This window comes from uncultured Paraglaciecola sp. (assembly GCF_937123705.1).
Classification (GTDB): domain Bacteria; phylum Pseudomonadota; class Gammaproteobacteria; order Enterobacterales; family Alteromonadaceae; genus Paraglaciecola.
This window is the reverse complement of record NZ_CAKZKO010000205.1, coordinates 77,261-94,759: the sequence shown is the minus strand read 5'-3', so window position 1 is coordinate 94,759 and position 17,499 is coordinate 77,261. Positions and strand designations below refer to the sequence as shown.

The window sequence follows — 17,499 nt, the reverse complement described above, 5'->3', positions numbered from 1 at the left end:
ATTGGGATCTACACATGTTTGAGCATCTACACCAAGCGATGACACCTTTTCTCAACCTTTTGAGCGACAACCGCTACATTCACGCTTTAGCTGTTATCGTTTTGTCACTAGTGGTTGCTACAGCTTTTAAGTTTATCCTAATAGCAGCGGTAAAGGGTTTCAATAAAAGTGCAGACAATAGGTTTGATGGAGGGTTTTTAACCTTACTTCAAACACCAATATATTTTAGCTTGTTCATAATAGGTTGTACCCTTGCGGTACAGATTTTGGCTCCTGCGGATATTTACTCCCATTTCACCTCCTCGATTCTGGCTACCATTGCTATTTTAATTTGGTCTGTATTTTTTCTGCGCGCTAATCATATGCTGCTACTAAAGGTGGCCCTTAATCCCAATCGTTTCCATGTGATCAACAATAAGACCTTACCGCTATTTTTAAATCTGTTGAATATCATCATCATAGTGCTGGCGGTTTACTTTGTTTTTACTGTGTGGGGCGTGGATATGACCGCATGGCTCGCCTCGGCAGGAATAGTGGGTATTGCGGTGGGATTCGCGGCCAAAGATACTCTGGCAAATTTATTTTCCGGGGTGTTTATTATGGCCGATGCACCTTATGAAATAGGTGATTATGTGGTACTCGATACAGGTGAGAGAGGCGAGATCACCCATATTGGTATGCGTAGTACGCGCATGTTAACCCGAGATGATATAGAAGTGACTATTCCCAATTCTGTTATGGGCAATACTAAGATCATTAATGAGTCTGGTGGCCATCACGAAAAGTCTCGTTGTAGCATTCCTATAGGCGTTGCTTACGATGCCAATATAGACCAAGTGCGCGAGGTGTTAATGCAGGTAGCACTGAGTGAAAAAGAATTAGTATGCGCTGAACCTGAGCCTAGAGTGCGTTTTCGCCGCTTTGGCCCTTCAGCCCTTGAATTCGAGTTATTGCTGTGGATCGAAAAGCCCGTTTTACGAGGCCGTGTAATAGATACTATTAATTGCGAAATATATAAGCAGTTTCATCAGCGTAAGATCGAAATCCCTTATTCAAAACACGATCTGTATATTAAAGAAATGCCAAATAACAAAAATGATAATTCCGATTGATCGCACACCCGATCCTTGCTCGGCTCAACGAGATATAGATAGCCGTTCATGTTTTTAAGCCTCACCAAGTAAAATAATAGGCGTTCATTCTCTTCAAGTTATCAATCTTATTAGGAATCATTTGCATTTAGATTTTCTTTAGTTATTATACTTGTCGCACTACCCATTATTGGGTTTATCCTTACAAGTCTTTAGGTCGTTAATTCATGAAAAAAAGCATTCTCGCTTCAACCCTTTCCCTAGTATTACTAACTAACTCTGCATTTGCCCACTCTCCAAAAGCCGCAGACGAAACAGTGACTATTTATGGCAGTGCCTCCAAAGCGCAGGCAGCCACTGGCTCCGCCCAGTATATTGATGAAGACGAATTAGCAAAGTTTGTTTACAGCGACATTCAAAGAGTTATCCGCCAAGTTCCCGGTGTTTCTATACAAGTGGAAGACGGTTATGGCTTGCGTCCCAACATCAGTATTCGCGGTGTGGCCACTGAGCGTAGTGGTAGAATAACCTTACTTGAAGACAATGTACTCATTGCTCCGGCGCCCTACTCCGCTCCATCTGCTTATTATTTTCCGACTATGGGCAGAATGAGCGCCGTTGAAGTGGTTAAAGGCCCAGCGGCCATAACACAAGGCCCGTACACTATAGGTGGCGCCCTTAATATGGTGTCTACGCCTATTCCCGCCACCCAAAGTGGACAAATCACACTGGAAGCGGCGCAAGATGCGACTTATCGCTTACACGGCAATTTTGGTGACAATCTCGATAATGGTTTTGGTTATTTAGTAGAAGCTCACCAATGGCAATCTGATGGCTTTCAAGAGATTGATAGAAGCGACACCCATACGGGGCTAGATGTCACAGACTTCACAGTAAAACTTGCGTATGCCCCTACGAATTCGGCCCACAGCGTTGAGTTAAAATTACAACAAACCGAGCAAGACTCGGATCAAAGTTACTTAGGTTTATCAGACGCCGATTTTGAACAAAACAGCACCAGACGCTACGGTATGTCGGCCTTGGATAACATCACCACTGAGCATAGCCAAGTTATTTTGCGTTACGGCTACGAAATTAATGCAAGTCTCAATTTTTCAGCCACAGCCTACAACAATCAACATGAGCGGAATTGGTTTAAAACCGGCGGCGTTGATTTTGATGGCAGTGATAACGCCCAAGATTTTTCAAACAACAGTTGGTCAAAAGTCATTGCTGCATTAAACAGTAATGAGGGCCTTAATGGTATAAGCGCCAGTGAATTGCAAGGCATAATGGACGGGGATATCGATACCCCAGTGGGTAGTGTTAATCTAACTGCCAATGCCCGTGAGTATTTCTCTCGCGGCATACAACTTGGGTTGCACTGGGACCAAACCATTGGCGACACTAAACACCAACTAGAAGTGGGTCTAAGACTCCATGCAGACGAAGAAGACCGCTTACAGCGCCGCAGCACCTACCAGCAAGTAAACGGCCAACTACAACTCAACGACTTGGGCGAACTGGGTAATGCGGGCAACCGCGTACAAGAGGCCCAAGCATTGGCGCTACATGTTTACGACCGTATTGAGTTTGGTAATTGGGTGCTTACCCCTGGACTACGCTTCGAAGACATTGAGCAAAAACGTACCCGCTATAACGATGGGGCAAATCGCACCTTTCGCGATGATCGCCAAAACGATACCCAAGTGGTACTCCCTGGCCTAGGCGCTTTGTACAAAGTTAATGCTAGCTGGACCTTAGTAGCAGGGGCCCATAAAGGCTTTACTGCGCCTAGCAACTCTCCGGGTGTTCGCGAAGAAGAAGCCATTAACTACGAGCTTGGATTCCGTTATGCTAACAATGCACTAAACGCTGAAGCCATCTATTTCCTCAGCGATTACGATAACTTGTTAGGTGAATGTACTGCTTCATCGGGCAGTGATTGTGAGATTGGTGATGCCTTTAATGGTGATGCCGCGTCCGTACAGGGTATCGAATTTATACTTAAGACCGAGCTTGCTGAGTTTAATGGGGTGAGTGTCCCTTTGGATATAACCTATACCTACATCCACAGCGAATTTGATACTGACATTGCCGACACCGCCTTTTTCGGTGACGTCAGCGCGGGAGACGCTATTCCTTATATTCCAGAAAACCAAGGGCAAATATCGCTGGGCTTAGAAGCCGATAATTGGTCTGCCTATATCAATGGCGTTTATATTGACCAAGTCTGTGTCAAAGCCTCATGTGGTGATTATGAGCAAACAGATGGCAGCTTTACTGTGGATATTAGCGGTAACTATCAGCTAAGCCTCAACTTAAAATTATTCGTTCGAATCGAAAACCTAACTGATGAGCAAGATATTGTAAGCAGACAACCATACGGCGCAAGGCCTAATAAAACCCGTACGGCTTCTGTGGGAATGCAATATCGGTTCTAGCTTCTAGTAAAACAGAAGATCAAATTTATAGATAGAAACCCAGCTTTTGCTGGGTTTCTATCTATAAATTGCTTCTATTTGCCAAAAATAAAAACTAATTCTCTAATTTTATTTCTTATAAATCAATTAGTTAAAAAATAACGTGAAGTTATTTTAATTTTGTAGTTGAAAAACTCTTAGTTAACTACATATATAATTTGTCGACGCCGCAAGGGTTGACACAGAAACACAAGAGGTGCTTCTGCAGCGCTCGACTTAACAATAAGTAGGCGCTTCCCATACTGGGTTTGGTGATAGGACATCTATACCAACACTGCCGCCGATTATCGGGGCAACTTAAATTTTATATTGCTTAATTAAAAAGGATATACACTATGCGTAACATCGATCTATCTCCACTTTACCGTTCATTCATTGGTTTTGATCACTTAGCTTCAATGGCTGACACGGCGTCAAGAAACGAAAAACAATCAACTTACCCTCCCTACAACATAGAATTGTTAGCCGAGGATAAATACCGAATTACTATGGCTATTGCTGGCTTTGCTAAAGATGAAGTGAACATAGAAGTGCATGAAAATACCCTGCGGGTAATTGGCACAAAAACAGCAGCCAAACCAGCCGAAGCCCCTTCTAATAAAGAAGAGCGAAAATTCTTACACAAAGGCATATCTGAGCGAAACTTTGAACGTAAATTCCAACTTGGAGATCACGTAAAAGTATTAACAGCTGACTTAGAAAACGGACTATTACATGTTGATTTAGAGCGTGTAGTACCTGAGTCGAAGAAGCCCAGAAAAATACAGATTGGCAGTCAGCTTATCGAAAACAACGAATAAGCTTTAAAAAAACTCCCTGTATTATGTGAACAATAACGGCGCTTAGTGAGCGCCGTTTTTTATGTTAGCTTAGTAATCCGATCCTTAAACTTTGTAATATTCTTTATACCAATTAACAAAATTTCCAATACCTTGTTGGATAGTGGTTTCAGGGCGATACCCCACATCACTTACTAAGGCTTCAACATCTGCATAGGTATCTGGCACATCACCAGGTTGTAATGGAAGTAATTCTTTTTCGGCTTTCTTACCTAGCGCGTTTTCTAGGGTTTCGATGTAATCCAGTAATTCAACAGGTGACTGATTACCAATGTTATACACACGCCAAGGAGCTTTACTAGTACCTGGGTCGGGCGTTTTGCCATTCCAATCTGGATTGCCCTGAGCGGTGTTATCCAAAGTACGAATAATCCCTTCAACTATGTCATCAATGTAAGTGAAATCCCGTCTATGTTTGCCGTAATTAAACACTTGAATAGGCTTTTCTTCCAAAATCGCTTTAGCAAACAAGAATAATGCCATATCGGGGCGTCCCCAAGGACCATACACAGTAAAAAAGCGTAAGCCCGTGGTTGGCAAGTTATACAAATGGCTATAGGTATGAGCCATAAGTTCATTGGCTTTTTTACTGGCTGCATACAAAGATAAAGGGTGATCAACGTTGTCATGCACCGAAAACGGCATATCTTCATTGGCGCCATACACTGAGCTTGATGACGCATAAACCAAATGCTGCACGTTATTATGCCGGCAGCCTTCAAGAATATTCACATAGCCCACTATGTTTGCATCAATATAAGCATGAGGGTTTTCAATGGAATACCTGACACCCGCCTGAGCCGCTAAATGTACAACTTTGTCGAATTGATGTTCTGCAAAAAGTGCAGGCATACCCTCTCTATCTTCAACATCCATTTTCACGAATGAAAAATTAGTCGCATTTTTATGTTGTTTAATTCTTTCTAATCGAGACAATTTAAGATTCACGTCGTAATAATCATTAAGATTATCCAAACCAACTACTTCATCGCCGCGTTCTAGCAAATAAAGGCTTACATGAGAGCCGATAAATCCTGCCGCGCCTGTTACTAATACTTTCATTTTAGGTTTCCCAACTTACAGTCGAATATCCACATCTTGCTTGTTAAAGATGTATTTTAAATCAAAAATCACACAGTTTTCTTTGCCTAATTCGCGCAATTTATCTGTGCCCCACTGTTTGAATTCGTCATGAGCAACAGCGGCAATAATGGCGTCGTAGCCCTCAGTTTTTGGCTTATCGACTAAACTAAGACCGTATTCATGCTGCACTTCAGCATTATTGGCCCAAGGATCATAAATATCTAAATTGACGTGATAATTGTTTAGCTCAGTAGCGATATCCACGACTTTAGTATTGCGAATATCTGGGCAGTTTTCTTTGAAGGTAATACCCAACAATAAAACATTTGCACCATTGACCATGATTTTTTCATTTAGCATCTTCTTCACTAAACGGCCAACCACGTATTCACCCATATTGTCGTTTAAACGCCTTCCCGCCAAGATAACCTGTGGATGGTGGCCCAGCTCTTCAGCCTTGTGAGTCAGATAATAAGGATCAACACCTATACAGTGACCACCAACTAACCCAGGGCGAAATGGTAAGAAATTCCATTTACTGCCTGCAGCCTCTAGCACTTCTTCTGTATCTATCCCAATACGAGAAAAAATCATGGCTAATTCATTGATAAGGGCGATATTCAAATCGCGCTGAGTGTTTTCAATCACTTTAGCCGCTTCCGCCACTTTAATAGACGAGGCTTTATGAGTACCTGCCGTGATGATGCTACGATACAATTCATCCACTTTATCAGCCACTTCTGGTGTTGAGCCAGAGGTGACTTTGACTATAGTTTCCAGACGATGTTTTTTATCACCAGGGTTGATGCGCTCAGGGCTATAACCCGCAAAAAAGTCTTGATTAAAAACTAGACCAGAAACCTGCTCGATTATTGGAATACAAACTTCTTCGGTTGCGCCTGGATAAACGGTGGACTCATAAATCACAGTGGTACCCGCAGAAATCACCTTGCCAATCATTTCACTGGCTTTACGGAGGGGTGTTAAATCTGGTTGCTTATTTTTATCTATTGGAGTAGGTACAGTTACAATTATATAATTACAATCTGCAATATCTTGTGGATTTGAGCTAAAACTAAGATTAGTGACACTTTTTAATTCTTCGGGGGACACTTCAAGGGTGTGATCTTGCCCTTGATTGAGCTCTTCAATACGTGCGGTATTAATGTCGAAACCCAAAGTTTTACATTTTTTTCCAAACGACACCGCCAATGGCAAACCCACATATCCTAAACCAATAATGGCGATTCTTTTCTCTTTATAACCTTTAAGCAATGGTTTCACTCCTACAGAAATTCGGCTTAACAACACGTGCATAAAACAAAACTAGTGCCAACAAAGGGGACCTCAACTTTTCTCTAAAAAGTGCTTACCAAACAATGAATCTACCATCCCCGTCAAGCTTTTTATTGTTAGATGTTTAATTAAAACACTCAAAGGCATTTTCAGATAATGGCCTCTAAGAAAAACTAAAAATCGTCCATTTTTAGTTTGATAGTTGTCTAACAAGGAATGCTTTGGGGTAATCGCATGACTCAGAACATGCTTAATAAAAAAATCAGTACGCCAGTTTTTATACTTACTTTGCAGCGCTTCGAAACACTCAGGCTGCGGATAAAGAAAGATGCTTCCTCGTAGTGATAAGCAATAGTACAACTCTCTGCCGAACCCAGATGAATCAGAAACATAACATAATTTTTTCCAAAACTCGGGATTTTCATATTGTTCAATTAACAAATGAATATCAAGTAAATCCCTAAAAGCGTTGGTAAAATCTTCATTCATAAAAAGATGAATGATACTATGCAATACCGTAACCGGCTCATTAAGTACCCTAACCCCAGATCCAACGTATGATACGTGCTGCAAAAACAATGATATATTTGGCGATCGACCACTAATTGGTAAATATAGATTGTGGTGAATATCTAATACGGTATTTCGAATTGGATGAAACATAGGAGGAATTTCATGGGCCCACTCCCGATAATATTTATCATCATACTCTGACAATTCTTCAGAGCGCCAGAGCTTAGTCTTCAGATGGGCTTCAACTTTTTCTAGTTCTTCCTTGGCAACGAGTAAATCTATGTCGGAACAAATTCTACCTAGGCTATTACCACTGTTTCGCAAGGTATAACTTGCCCCCTTAAGAAAAGTTGGAGTTACGCCTATTTTTGCCAAAGTGCGTGTAATTAACTCAGCTTCAAAAACAACTTGATGGGCTTGTCTTTTGGCATGAACAGAGGCTGAATATAAATGGCGTTGAACAAATTCTGGATACTTCTTATAACATCCTTGATTTACTGCTTGGTAATAGAGCCTTCCTAACAATTTGGCCTCTCTAAGAATTAGTATGCACTCAGACCATTCAGTCTCACTATAGTTTATACCAAGGTCTGCGTTACACAGCAAAGAGACCAGTTGCTTAAACTCTATATTTTTCATCGAATTAATTCTTCTAACAGAAATGATTCAACGTCACTAAGATCATTATATTCAATTTCAAATAAAGCTGCTTTTTTAATTACACGATCAACAGCCTTAAAACCCTGATAACCAATCACACCATAATTAAAAGCATTTTCGCTTAAAGTCTTAAACGCATCGAGTTGATCAAGTTGGTAAATAGTTAGCTCTTTATGTTTATTATATTTTGGAAACACCACCCCAACAATTTCTACAGGAACATATTCAGAAAAATTCCTCCAAGAGGATCCTTTTAAATGCGCTACATCCCCTTTTTGAGTGTCTTTGCAAACAGTTGTCATTTGGGATTTTGGAAACCATGTTTTGACTAAATCAATCGAATCATTTTTTAAACAAACCGGGCGGTAAAGAGGATTCACCAGACCCGACTCTAATTCAATGATAGCCATCTCATCGGAATACAAACGCCAACCCGAAAGGGCCAAGTAGGCAGTTAACGTACTTTTCCCTGAGCCTGGTCGTGCCGGAAAAATGATCGCTTTGTTGTTTTTTACAAGAACAGCGGCATGTACAATCAATCGAGTGTAGTCATGAGCAGCTATACACCAATTTAACCCCCATTCCAGCAAAGCGTAAGCCTGAGTTGCATTTAAGGGCTTAAAAGGGGAGTGCTGATCACAGTAGAAAGAGACTTGAGGTTTTATAATACTACGCAATATAGAACTATATTTTAACGAAATACAAAAATCAGGAGGATTGGATGTTGGAGCGGCATCACCATAAATAAAATCAATGCCTTTTTGAACTATATGTTGGTTTGCTTTGACTTCAAAGGTGTACAATCCTGTATTTATTAACAACGACTTGTCCTAGTTTTCAGTTTTTTCAATAAATCCATACTCTAGCAGCCACTGTTTTATTTTATTAGCTTGACTCAAGTTTGTATTTAATGCATCACCCAACTCGCTTTCAGAAAACAACAATTTACAGAGATCAATTTCGCCAGCTTGTAGAAATAAATTTCCGACTCCACGCAAAAACGCAGTACGGCCACTATACTCGCTGTATAATACAATACCACTTAGATCACCCATTACGGATCGGCTCACAGTTTCACTAATTCTGTATTTTGTAGATTGCATAAGTCTGAAGAATACCTAAAGAGAGCCGGCGATATTAATGATCTTTAGCAATTACTGCCCACATAATTCGTATTGTTGTGCTCAAAATTATATTTAGGTTCGTAATTTGGATCATCTTGGTTTTTAATCGCGTCAAATGTTATATACAACAACATTTCGTTTGCTCTCTGATCAGCTATTTCATGGTCGTCAGCGCCATCCCCATAAAAACCAAAATAAGAATTCAACCAAACGCCAGCAATATTAAAGCCTGCACTAGATGGGACAAGCGCGTCATTCAATTTTTCAGGGCCAGAATAAAGTTCAGCATCTAAGTTCATCTCTTCGTTAGCAACGACTTCTTTTACTATATCTTTATAACAATTGGCAGAAGAAGAATTCTTGCCGCCAACCACTGATTCGAACTTGCTATGTATAGGTGATTTACTTGCATTCGCACCAACACGGTATTTTTTCCAAAAACCTGGAGATAAACCGGCCAATCTTGGTTGCGTACAGTCATGCCTATCTGTATTTTGAGACAAATTTCCTGACATCGCTCCAGATACAGAACATGCCCCCCATACAGATTGAGCGGGAAGACTGACTAAAACTGCACCGGTAGCAGATTTTTTCAGGAAACTACGACGCTTCTGAACCGAAGAACCTTCCATTTCACTAGATTTGTTTAAATCACTCATAAATTAAAACCTACTTTTTGCAGTTAATAGCTTATTTAATCAATAAGCAATATTTAAGCCAAACTTTAAACCAATGAATTATAAGGTTTTTTTATTCTATAAATCTAAAAATGTAAATAAAGCTGACGCTCTAATTTACTACACCTTTAACCAACTCTTTAAGATATTTTACCGGAATAGCATAGGTAATACCACTAGGATTAGTTATCGCTGCTTCTTTTGTTTGCTGAACAAATACTTTGTTAATAATGGCCACTACACCGCCTTTTTGCAAATCATAAACAGGACTACCACTATTTCCAGGGTAAGCCGTTGCATCAAGCTGATACACAAAATAAGGATCTTTAAGTCTCTTCATCATAGCAATACTAATTTTACTGGCATTTACACTTGGGGTTACGACCGGTGTGTATGCGGCGACCATTCCCATATGAGTAGCAGGGTAAAGCCCTAACACGGCTCCAATGGGAAAGCCAGTAAAGGCGACGCTTGTCCCATCCTCTACTTGTTTGGAGGTGTTTAGCGTCAAAGGCGGTACCTTGGTATTTATTTTCAATAGAGCTAAATCATGAGCCGGATCTGTAGCAATAATTTCAGCTAAACTAGCTGAATTGGTTTGGCCAGAACCTATAAAGACAACAAGCTTTTGGTTGCTATTGGGGTCAAGATCCAAATCTACCACGTGGTAATTAGTTGCGATAATAGTGCCATCCGCAATAGCAAACCCCGTTCCTTTTAGTTGCTTACTTGGTCTCCCTAATGGCGCATATATACCAATCCCAACAATTGAAGGCTTAACGTGACTCACAATCTGCGAAATATCATGGGCATGACTTGCGATTGAAAAAAATAAAAAAAATATCACTAAGCTGAATATACTCTTAATACCTTTCAAGATTTCTCCCTATTTTTAGACCTATGTAAAAGCAACAGCATATACAGAGTTTAAGCGTTTCACATGCATTTTTGCTTTATTTACAAAATAAAGCCTTACAAACTATAGTGACTAAATGGATATACGATTTTTTAAAAGGCATCTAGATGACAAAAGTAATAGTACCTATTTTCTCCGGTGGTGGCACAAAGTTATCTGCACATATCGGTATTTTGGATGCTATTCATAAATTAGATATTAAATTTAATCATATAGTTGGTGTCTCGGGTGGTTCCATCATTTCTTCTTTATATTGTGCTGGTATGCCTCTTGAGGACATAAAGACACTAGCAATAGAAACTGACTTCAATCAATTTAGGGGATTCAGTCTAATGACTCTGCTATTGCAAGGAGGTCTAAGTTCTGGAGATGCGTTCGAAAACTGGATGGATGAAAAGTTACAAGGAAAACGATTTAGCGACTTGCCCAAAGATCTGCATATATTAGCCACAGATGTTAATGGCGGTGGTCCAATTACCTTTAATAAAAAAAACTCACCTAGTTTGAAAGTATCTAAGGCAGTACGCTTTTCGATGTCAATTCCCATTTTTTTTAGTTTTAAATCATACAAAGATCATATTTTAGTCGACGGTGCAATTCTCTCGGAAGATGCTATTTTCAACGATTGGGCTGGTGATGGAACACCTATTATATGTTTTCGCTTAAAAAGCGAACAGGTAGTAGATAAAGAATTTAAAAAAAGTTGGTTACCCATAGTGCAGTATGTGATGATCCTAATCAGAACATTCATGACCGCAATGTCTAGAGAATATGTACATGACCAATATTGGAAAAGTACCATAATTGTTAATACAGGAAAGTTATCACCTGTTGATTTTCATATGTCTACCCAAGACAAGGAAGCCTTGTATGAAATTGGATTTAGAACAGCATTAGAATTCATTCCTAAAAGACTAAGTAAGCATTGTGGCAATAATACCGATAAGTAAAAAGAGCCGCCGCAGCATTGATAATCTAAATAAGGTTGAATTTTGTTTTATGCACAAATTTTGACGCTAAACGATTTATTATTAATGACTCATTAAAAAATAGAGACTAGGATAAGAAACCCGTTCATTCTGCCGTTTAATATTTATTAATAATGCTAGAATTTAACCTAGTGAAATTAATAAATGACAATAATATAATGCTCCCTAAGTTAAAAAGAATAGAGCTAAGGAACCTAGATGACAGCCACTCTCGCTGAAAATTTCGATCTGTATTTTGAGGTTGTATTAGCTAACACAGCAGAGCTGAAGGAAGAGTCATACAGAATTCGCCACACTGTTTATTCAGAAGAGTTAGGCTGGGAGCCAGTGAATCCAAAAGGGCTAGAATTAGACGAGTGTGATCCCTACTCTTTTTCTGTTTTGTTAAAACACAAAAGAACAGGAGCTTTCGCTGGCACAGTTAGACTGGTTATACCTCCTAATACCAGCCCTAATAGCAAGTTACCATTTGAATTACATTGTGCAGACACTGTTCGAAAAGAAGTGATAGATCCACAAAGCTTACCCCGGGGCCACTTTGGTGAAATTTCAAGACTATCAGTACCTTCAGGTTTCAGGCGGCGTTTGAACGAAAAAAATAAGCCTTTTGTTATTAATGATATAAAAGCAAACAATGCCTTTTCGGATGAGGAAAGGCGTAACTTCCCAAACATTGCAATTGGTTTATATTTGAGTGTGATTGCAATGGTCAAAATGTGCAACCATAGTCATATGTTTGTAGTGGTTGAACCTAGGTTATGCAGAAGACTAGAAAGACTCGGGCTTAAATTCGAACAATGTGGCGATGAATTAGACCATCACGGCACACGCGCGCTCTTTTTATTAACGAGAGACAATTTTACAAGTAACTTAAACTCCGAGGTATTAGCGCTTTTCAATCTACTTGAGAAACAATTAATCCCACAGCTAGCCCTTTATCCATATGGTTCGTAACCAAGCAAGGTAAATAAATGACCACTGAGAACTTTAATTATGAAAAAGCTTTTTCTCGCAATATAGGTTGGTTCTCTGAACAAGAACAAGCAATATTAAGAACTAAAAAGGTGGCCATTGCTGGATGTGGCGGCGTGGGTGGAATTCACGCACTGACTATGGCTCGCCTAGGTGTTGGCAAATTTCATTTGGCAGATTTTGACGAATTTGGGGTGGAAAACTTCAATCGCCAAGTCGGCGCCATGATGTCCTCTGTGGGCCAATCGAAAATGGACGTTATGAGTAAAGTGTTAGCCGACATCAATCCGGAAGCCGAGCTTAATAGCTTCCCTGAAGGAGTCAATACTGCAAACGCAGACGCATTTCTAGGAGGTGTTGACTTGTACATTGACAGCCTAGACTTTTTCGCCATGGATGCTCGACGTTTAGTATTTGCACTTTGCGCCAAAAAAGGTATTCCTGCTATTACCGCAGCCCCCCTCGGTATGGGTACAGCATTTTTATGTTTTATGCCCGGCCAAATGACCTTCGAAGAGTATTTTGGAATGCAAGGACGCCCTGCAGAAGAGCAATATTTACGTTTTTATCTTGGTCTGGCACCAGCAGGGTTGCAAAGTCACTATCTAGTTGATCCAACCAAACTAAACTTAAAGGAAAAACGCGGGCCTTCAACTATCATAGGCTGTACCATGAGTGCCGGTGTTGCAGGGTCTTATGCAATCAAAATTTTGCTGGATAGGGGTGAACTAGTCTGCGCTCCACAAGGCATGCACTGGGATCCTTATATGAATAAAATGGAACAGACCCATATCCCCGATGGTCATAGAAACCCAGAATTTCAGAAAAATTTAATCACTGCTAAGCAGGCATTTAATATTTAGATTAGGACATACCAGATGTTGTTAGACGATAAAATTAAAGACATCATCATAGAGGCGGCCCTTTTAGCGCCTTCAGCAGATAACTCACAACCTTGGCAATTCACATGGCATACTACAGGAACCTTATCGATTTGGTGTGATCCACTTCTTAGCGGTGAAGCCACCGATAAAACCTACGTACTAACTGATTTAGCGATTGGAGCAGTACTAGAATCCATAAAACTACAAGCTTTAAACTTAGGCTTCAAAACTGAATTGAGTTACTTTCCTGATCCAGATCCCTTACATGTTGCTCTAATAAGCTTTTCTAACCAAACAAATAACAAGACGAATTCAAGTGATTGCGAACTGGCTAGGTTTATACCAGATAGACATACAGACAGGCGATTTCCTTTTAAGGGAAAATTAGACGAAAGTACCATTAATCAACTATCTAAAAGCTTAAACGATGACAATTGTGAATTATTTACCTTCACCGATAACAAAGCGATAGCGCCATACATCTCTCTCATAAAAAAAGCAGAAGCAGTTAGGTTTAAAGCAGAGACTTTACACCATGAACTTTTTAAAACCGTTAACTTTCAAGATCCCACGCCTTCTCAAGGTATGACTTTGGATATGTTAGGTATAGAACCCTTTGCTCGCCCATTTTTTCGCTATATGAATACATGGAAAAATATGCAAAAGCTAAATAAGATCGGTGCTTGTAATATGATAGCTATACGCTCTGTTTCTTTACCGATAAAAATGTCTCCAGCGCTTTGTCTAATTAGTGTTGCAAACACAAGTCGACAAGATATTGTAAAAGCAGGGCAACAAATTTTACGATTTTGGTTGGAAGCCACAAAACTTGGATTGTCGGTTCACCCATACGCTGCGCCGGGTGTATTGACATTAGCTAAACCCACTCTCGATCCCAAATTAAGTGCCGAACTTGAAGAAGTCGCTAGCGGATTAACAAGTCAGATGAGCCATTCAACAAAAGCGTTAATGTTCTTCAGAGTGGGGTATAAAAAAGGACTGCCAGTACGTAGTCACCGCAAATCTTCGGAGTCAATGCGTAAAAAAGTGTCGTGATTCTTTACATATTGTGAAATTGGAATTTTTTGATATTCTACTCTTTTTTTATTTTCATATTATTTTCAGTATCTTAGTCTATTAGAATCCATATTGGCCTCTATATTGCCTTAAATTTACTGAGCGGTTTTTGCTGATTTTGTAGTACAGCTGTTGTTTTAAACTGATTTTTTAGTTTATGAATAAAACAAGGCGAATTATTATGAATATTAAAAAAACACTTTTATGCTGTATTGCATCGGGTTTGTTATCAACCGGTGCAATGGCGGAAAATGTTGGTGGTGTAATCTGGGATACTGGCAGCATCTTCGACTTTTCTTCAAATTCCAACCTAGTTGAAGACTTATTGGATCCAGGCGGCGATGGCGTATTCGGCACTGGAGACGACGTAGTCAACACGCTGAATGGGTTCGGTATTATCACAAACATGAATGGCACTGGGGAAGCATCTTTTTGCCCTGGCTGTCAATTAACCTATGAGTTTGGTGGATTTCTCGTATCCACAGTCGACACTGTTTCTGACGCACCCAATACCCTGATTGATTTTACTGGCGGTTGGATTAACTTCTACGTAGATACAACCACTGCCTATGATTCAAATGACATCACAACAGCGAATAACGGTCCTCTTTGGTTATCTTTGGCTGGTCATGCTGTTGGAGGTAGTACCATTCAAGCGACCTTGACTGACTTTGGTGGTGGCACTGATGCAGGTACTGGTACTGGACTGTTAGATGTAACAGGCGGTATGGCTATGGAGAACTTCGATACCGACACTGAAACTGACGGTGCAGACTGGGTCTTTAGTACTAGCTTCCAACCTTTCCAAAGTGGTGGTACTACTGATGATGGTTTTGAATTATTTGGTACTGCTGACTTTGGTGGCACATCTATCGATGTTCCAGAGCCTACTTCTCTCGTTTTATTAGGCCTTGGTTTGGTAGGTCTTGCTTTTGGAGCACGTCGTAGGCAAAAATAGTTCTGATTAACGATAAAAATACCGGTGAACACCGGTATTTTTATCTATTTTATAGACCTAACTTCTTCCAAATATCAAACAATTAGTACTATGCCATAGCGACTATTTACTGCACGTTTACATCATTGTCCATTCCAAACATCATGAAAGTTAACCATTATCAGTAACATGGAATCGCTAAAAATTCTCTGTAATACATGATATAGCTAATCTAATACCATTCTCAATGTATTCAGGGTTGTTGCCTCATCGAATTGCAGAAAATTTACCACACTATTCAACTAATTACTTTGTGGAACGCTCCGCGAGCCTACTAAATATAAAGATCCCACATTAACAGCAATATCTTTTTTGTAGTTGTCGATGACATTGGATCTATGCATTGGGAGCACTAAGCTAATAAGTTCATCGACCTGACACAAGTATTAACCACAGGTACACTTATCGCACCAAGCTTGTTCCGCTATATTCTAAATTTTCAATCTGTCTGTATTTCAGCTCAAGTTCCTGTAAATACGATTTTGTGATTTGTGACCCTAAGAGAAGTTTTTCATATTGCTCCGATATTAAAGTCAGACCAAAGCCCCCAATAATTTCGAAATAGACAACCAAACCTTGTTCCAACTACATCTTTTTAGAACATTTGCATTTATCCTCAAGCCTACAGATAACGCTATTTATGACATTAGATAGATGTGGATAACCATTTATAGAACTGACCTGAAATCGTGGTGTACTCGCAATATCCGCTACACTCTTATTTCTTTATATTGTCAATGTTTGGCTGTCGTTATATCGCGATAACCAAGCACCAAATGACATATTTTTCAGACAAAAAAATACCGACGTAAGTCGGCATTTTTAACGATAGAACTAATCTTACTTTTGCTTGCGACGTGATCCAAAAGCAAGACCTACCAAACCAAGACCTAATATAGCAAGAGAAGTAGGCTCTGGAACATCGATAGACTCGCCACCAAAGTCTGCAGTACCAAATAATTCAAAACCATCATCAGTAGCACCACCACTTTGGAAAGGCTGGAAGCTAGTACTAAAGACCCAATCTGCACCGTCAGTTTCAGTGTCGGTATCGAAGTTCTCCATAGCCATACCGCCTGTTACATCTAACAGTCCAGTACCAGTACCTGCATCAGTGCCACCACCAAAGTCAGTCAAGGTCGCTTGAATTGTACTACCCCCAACAGCATGACCAGTCAAAGATAACCAAAGGTTTCCTCCGTCATTTGCAGTAGTGATATCATTAACGTCATAGGCAGTTGTAGAATCTACATAGAAATTAATCCAGCCACCCGTGAAGTTAATAAGTGTATTTGGCGCATCACTCACTGGATCAATCGAATCGACGATAAAACCACCGAACTCATAGGTCAATTCACAGCCACTCGGACAAAAAGCGTTTGCACCCGTTCCATTCATGTTAGTAATAAGACCGAAGCCTTGTAACATATTTTGTTCACCAGCATCGCCAGTATTGAAAACTCCATCAGCACCAGGACTTAACAAATCTTCTACCAAATTTGAATTAGAAGAAAAATCAAAAATTGAAGAAGGATCCCAAACAACTCCACCTACATTTTCAGCCACAACCTGAGAAGAAGCGATCAAACCAGCAGATAGCAATACCCCAGAAAGGACTTTTTTACTTAATTTATTTAATAACATCAACGTCTACCTCTACTTCTAAGTAATAAATTTTTAAAACATTTCATATCATAGAAAATTACAACTCAATCTATGTTGTTTACAACTAAATATTAGCACGGACTGTGCCACCCCAACATGCAATCAACATAAGCAATTGAAATACAACAATTATTTTATTTCCATTTTATTTTTTAAGTCGAAAAGTAAGCTGAATTGGGAAAATAAAGTCACTTAGTTCGTACAAGTGTAAAATTTTATGACACCCCTTTCCG

General features: G+C 39.8%; 16 protein-coding genes. 8 read left to right on the top strand and 8 right to left on the bottom strand.

Annotated elements, in window-relative coordinates; genetic code table 11:
- Positions 1–14: 14 nt before the first annotated feature.
- The 3 genes from Q0688_RS25775 to Q0688_RS25765 all read left to right on the top strand — a co-directional run bounded on the left by Q0688_RS25775 (position 15) and on the right by Q0688_RS25765 (position 4,374).
- The gene (locus Q0688_RS25775; RefSeq protein ID WP_299084346.1) at positions 15–1,112 is read left to right on the top strand and encodes a mechanosensitive ion channel family protein; all 1,098 of its coding nucleotides are present in this window, start codon (positions 15–17) and stop codon (positions 1,110–1,112) included.
- 206 nt (positions 1,113–1,318) lie between these two features.
- Positions 1,319–3,535 (top strand): TonB-dependent receptor, encoded by a 2,217-nt coding sequence (locus tag Q0688_RS25770; RefSeq protein WP_299084344.1) that lies wholly within the window; start codon positions 1,319–1,321, stop codon positions 3,533–3,535.
- Positions 3,536–3,909: 374 nt separating this feature from the next.
- Positions 3,910–4,374: an Hsp20 family protein gene (locus tag Q0688_RS25765; protein WP_299084341.1), complete on the top strand. Its 465-nt coding sequence runs from the start codon at positions 3,910–3,912 to the stop codon at positions 4,372–4,374.
- A gap of 84 nt (positions 4,375–4,458) precedes the next feature.
- Here the strand turns inward: Q0688_RS25765 and Q0688_RS25760 are convergent, their stop codons facing one another.
- The 7 genes from Q0688_RS25760 to Q0688_RS25730 all read right to left on the bottom strand — a co-directional run bounded on the left by Q0688_RS25760 (position 4,459) and on the right by Q0688_RS25730 (position 10,643).
- On the bottom strand, positions 4,459–5,475 hold the full coding sequence (locus Q0688_RS25760) for an NAD-dependent epimerase (protein WP_299084338.1): 1,017 nt from the start codon (positions 5,473–5,475) through the stop codon (positions 4,459–4,461).
- A 15-nt stretch (positions 5,476–5,490) separates the two neighbouring features.
- Positions 5,491–6,771, bottom strand: a complete 1,281-nt coding sequence (tviB, locus tag Q0688_RS25755; RefSeq protein WP_299084335.1) for a Vi polysaccharide biosynthesis UDP-N-acetylglucosamine C-6 dehydrogenase TviB — start codon at positions 6,769–6,771, stop codon at positions 5,491–5,493.
- 72 nt (positions 6,772–6,843) lie between these two features.
- Entirely contained in the window at positions 6,844–7,944 is a 1,101-nt protein-coding gene (locus Q0688_RS25750; RefSeq protein WP_299084332.1) for a nucleotidyltransferase family protein, read from the bottom strand.
- Positions 7,941–8,786 carry an HprK-related kinase A gene (locus Q0688_RS25745; RefSeq protein ID WP_299084329.1) on the bottom strand — a complete coding sequence of 282 codons (846 nt, stop codon included), beginning with the start codon at positions 8,784–8,786 and terminating at the stop codon, positions 7,941–7,943. The genes Q0688_RS25750 and Q0688_RS25745 overlap by 4 nt, the downstream gene beginning before the upstream one ends.
- A 9-nt stretch (positions 8,787–8,795) precedes the next feature.
- On the bottom strand, positions 8,796–9,068 hold the full coding sequence (locus Q0688_RS25740; RefSeq protein ID WP_299084326.1) for a hypothetical protein: 273 nt from the start codon (positions 9,066–9,068) through the stop codon (positions 8,796–8,798).
- Positions 9,069–9,112: 44 nt separating this feature from the next.
- On the bottom strand, positions 9,113–9,748 hold the full coding sequence (locus tag Q0688_RS25735) for a hypothetical protein (RefSeq protein WP_299084321.1): 636 nt from the start codon (positions 9,746–9,748) through the stop codon (positions 9,113–9,115).
- 130 nt (positions 9,749–9,878) lie between these two features.
- Positions 9,879–10,643, bottom strand: coding sequence for a serine protease (locus tag Q0688_RS25730; protein WP_299084317.1), 765 nt, complete (start codon positions 10,641–10,643; stop codon positions 9,879–9,881).
- 146 nt (positions 10,644–10,789) lie between these two features.
- Between Q0688_RS25730 and Q0688_RS25725 the strand changes: the two genes are divergently transcribed.
- The 5 genes from Q0688_RS25725 (at position 10,790) to Q0688_RS25705 (ending at position 15,562) form a co-directional block, all read left to right on the top strand.
- Positions 10,790–11,632 carry a patatin-like phospholipase family protein gene (locus Q0688_RS25725; protein ID WP_299084312.1) on the top strand — a complete coding sequence of 281 codons (843 nt, stop codon included), beginning with the start codon at positions 10,790–10,792 and terminating at the stop codon, positions 11,630–11,632.
- 237 nt (positions 11,633–11,869) lie between these two features.
- On the top strand, positions 11,870–12,625 hold the full coding sequence (locus Q0688_RS25720; protein ID WP_299084308.1) for a PEP-CTERM/exosortase system-associated acyltransferase: 756 nt from the start codon (positions 11,870–11,872) through the stop codon (positions 12,623–12,625).
- A gap of 17 nt (positions 12,626–12,642) precedes the next feature.
- Positions 12,643–13,506: a ThiF family adenylyltransferase gene (locus Q0688_RS25715; RefSeq protein ID WP_299084305.1), complete on the top strand. Its 864-nt coding sequence runs from the start codon at positions 12,643–12,645 to the stop codon at positions 13,504–13,506.
- Positions 13,507–13,521: 15 nt separating this feature from the next.
- The gene (locus Q0688_RS25710) at positions 13,522–14,583 is read left to right on the top strand and encodes a hypothetical protein (RefSeq protein ID WP_299084302.1); all 1,062 of its coding nucleotides are present in this window, start codon (positions 13,522–13,524) and stop codon (positions 14,581–14,583) included.
- A gap of 202 nt (positions 14,584–14,785) precedes the next feature.
- A complete protein-coding gene (locus Q0688_RS25705) occupies positions 14,786–15,562 on the top strand; it encodes a PEP-CTERM sorting domain-containing protein (RefSeq protein WP_299084299.1) in 777 nt (258 codons plus the stop codon).
- An 879-nt stretch (positions 15,563–16,441) separates the two neighbouring features.
- Here the strand turns inward: Q0688_RS25705 and Q0688_RS25700 are convergent.
- Complete coding sequence (locus Q0688_RS25700) at positions 16,442–17,245, bottom strand: PEP-CTERM sorting domain-containing protein (protein ID WP_299084295.1); 804 nt, start codon at positions 17,243–17,245, stop codon at positions 16,442–16,444.
- Positions 17,246–17,499: the final 254 nt, after the last annotated feature.

Bases quoted from the DNA above. Each gene is read 5' to 3' on its own strand.
- Q0688_RS25740 (WP_299084326.1), bottom strand. From the start codon at position 9,068: ATGCAATCTACAAAATACAGAATTAGTGAAACTGTGAGCCGATCCGTA.
- Q0688_RS25775 (WP_299084346.1), top strand. From the start codon at position 15: ATGTTTGAGCATCTACACCAAGCGATGACACCTTTTCTCAACCTTTTG.
- Q0688_RS25735 (WP_299084321.1), bottom strand. From the start codon at position 9,748: ATGAGTGATTTAAACAAATCTAGTGAAATGGAAGGTTCTTCGGTTCAG.
- Q0688_RS25700 (WP_299084295.1), bottom strand. From the start codon at position 17,245: ATGTTATTAAATAAATTAAGTAAAAAAGTCCTTTCTGGGGTATTGCTA.
- Q0688_RS25720 (WP_299084308.1), top strand. From the start codon at position 11,870: ATGACAGCCACTCTCGCTGAAAATTTCGATCTGTATTTTGAGGTTGTA.
- Q0688_RS25710 (WP_299084302.1), top strand. From the start codon at position 13,522: ATGTTGTTAGACGATAAAATTAAAGACATCATCATAGAGGCGGCCCTT.
- Q0688_RS25770 (WP_299084344.1), top strand. From the start codon at position 1,319: ATGAAAAAAAGCATTCTCGCTTCAACCCTTTCCCTAGTATTACTAACT.
- Q0688_RS25725 (WP_299084312.1), top strand. From the start codon at position 10,790: ATGACAAAAGTAATAGTACCTATTTTCTCCGGTGGTGGCACAAAGTTA.
- Q0688_RS25765 (WP_299084341.1), top strand. From the start codon at position 3,910: ATGCGTAACATCGATCTATCTCCACTTTACCGTTCATTCATTGGTTTT.
- Q0688_RS25760 (WP_299084338.1), bottom strand. From the start codon at position 5,475: ATGAAAGTATTAGTAACAGGCGCGGCAGGATTTATCGGCTCTCATGTA.
- Q0688_RS25715 (WP_299084305.1), top strand. From the start codon at position 12,643: ATGACCACTGAGAACTTTAATTATGAAAAAGCTTTTTCTCGCAATATA.
- Q0688_RS25705 (WP_299084299.1), top strand. From the start codon at position 14,786: ATGAATATTAAAAAAACACTTTTATGCTGTATTGCATCGGGTTTGTTA.
- Q0688_RS25750 (WP_299084332.1), bottom strand. From the start codon at position 7,944: ATGAAAAATATAGAGTTTAAGCAACTGGTCTCTTTGCTGTGTAACGCA.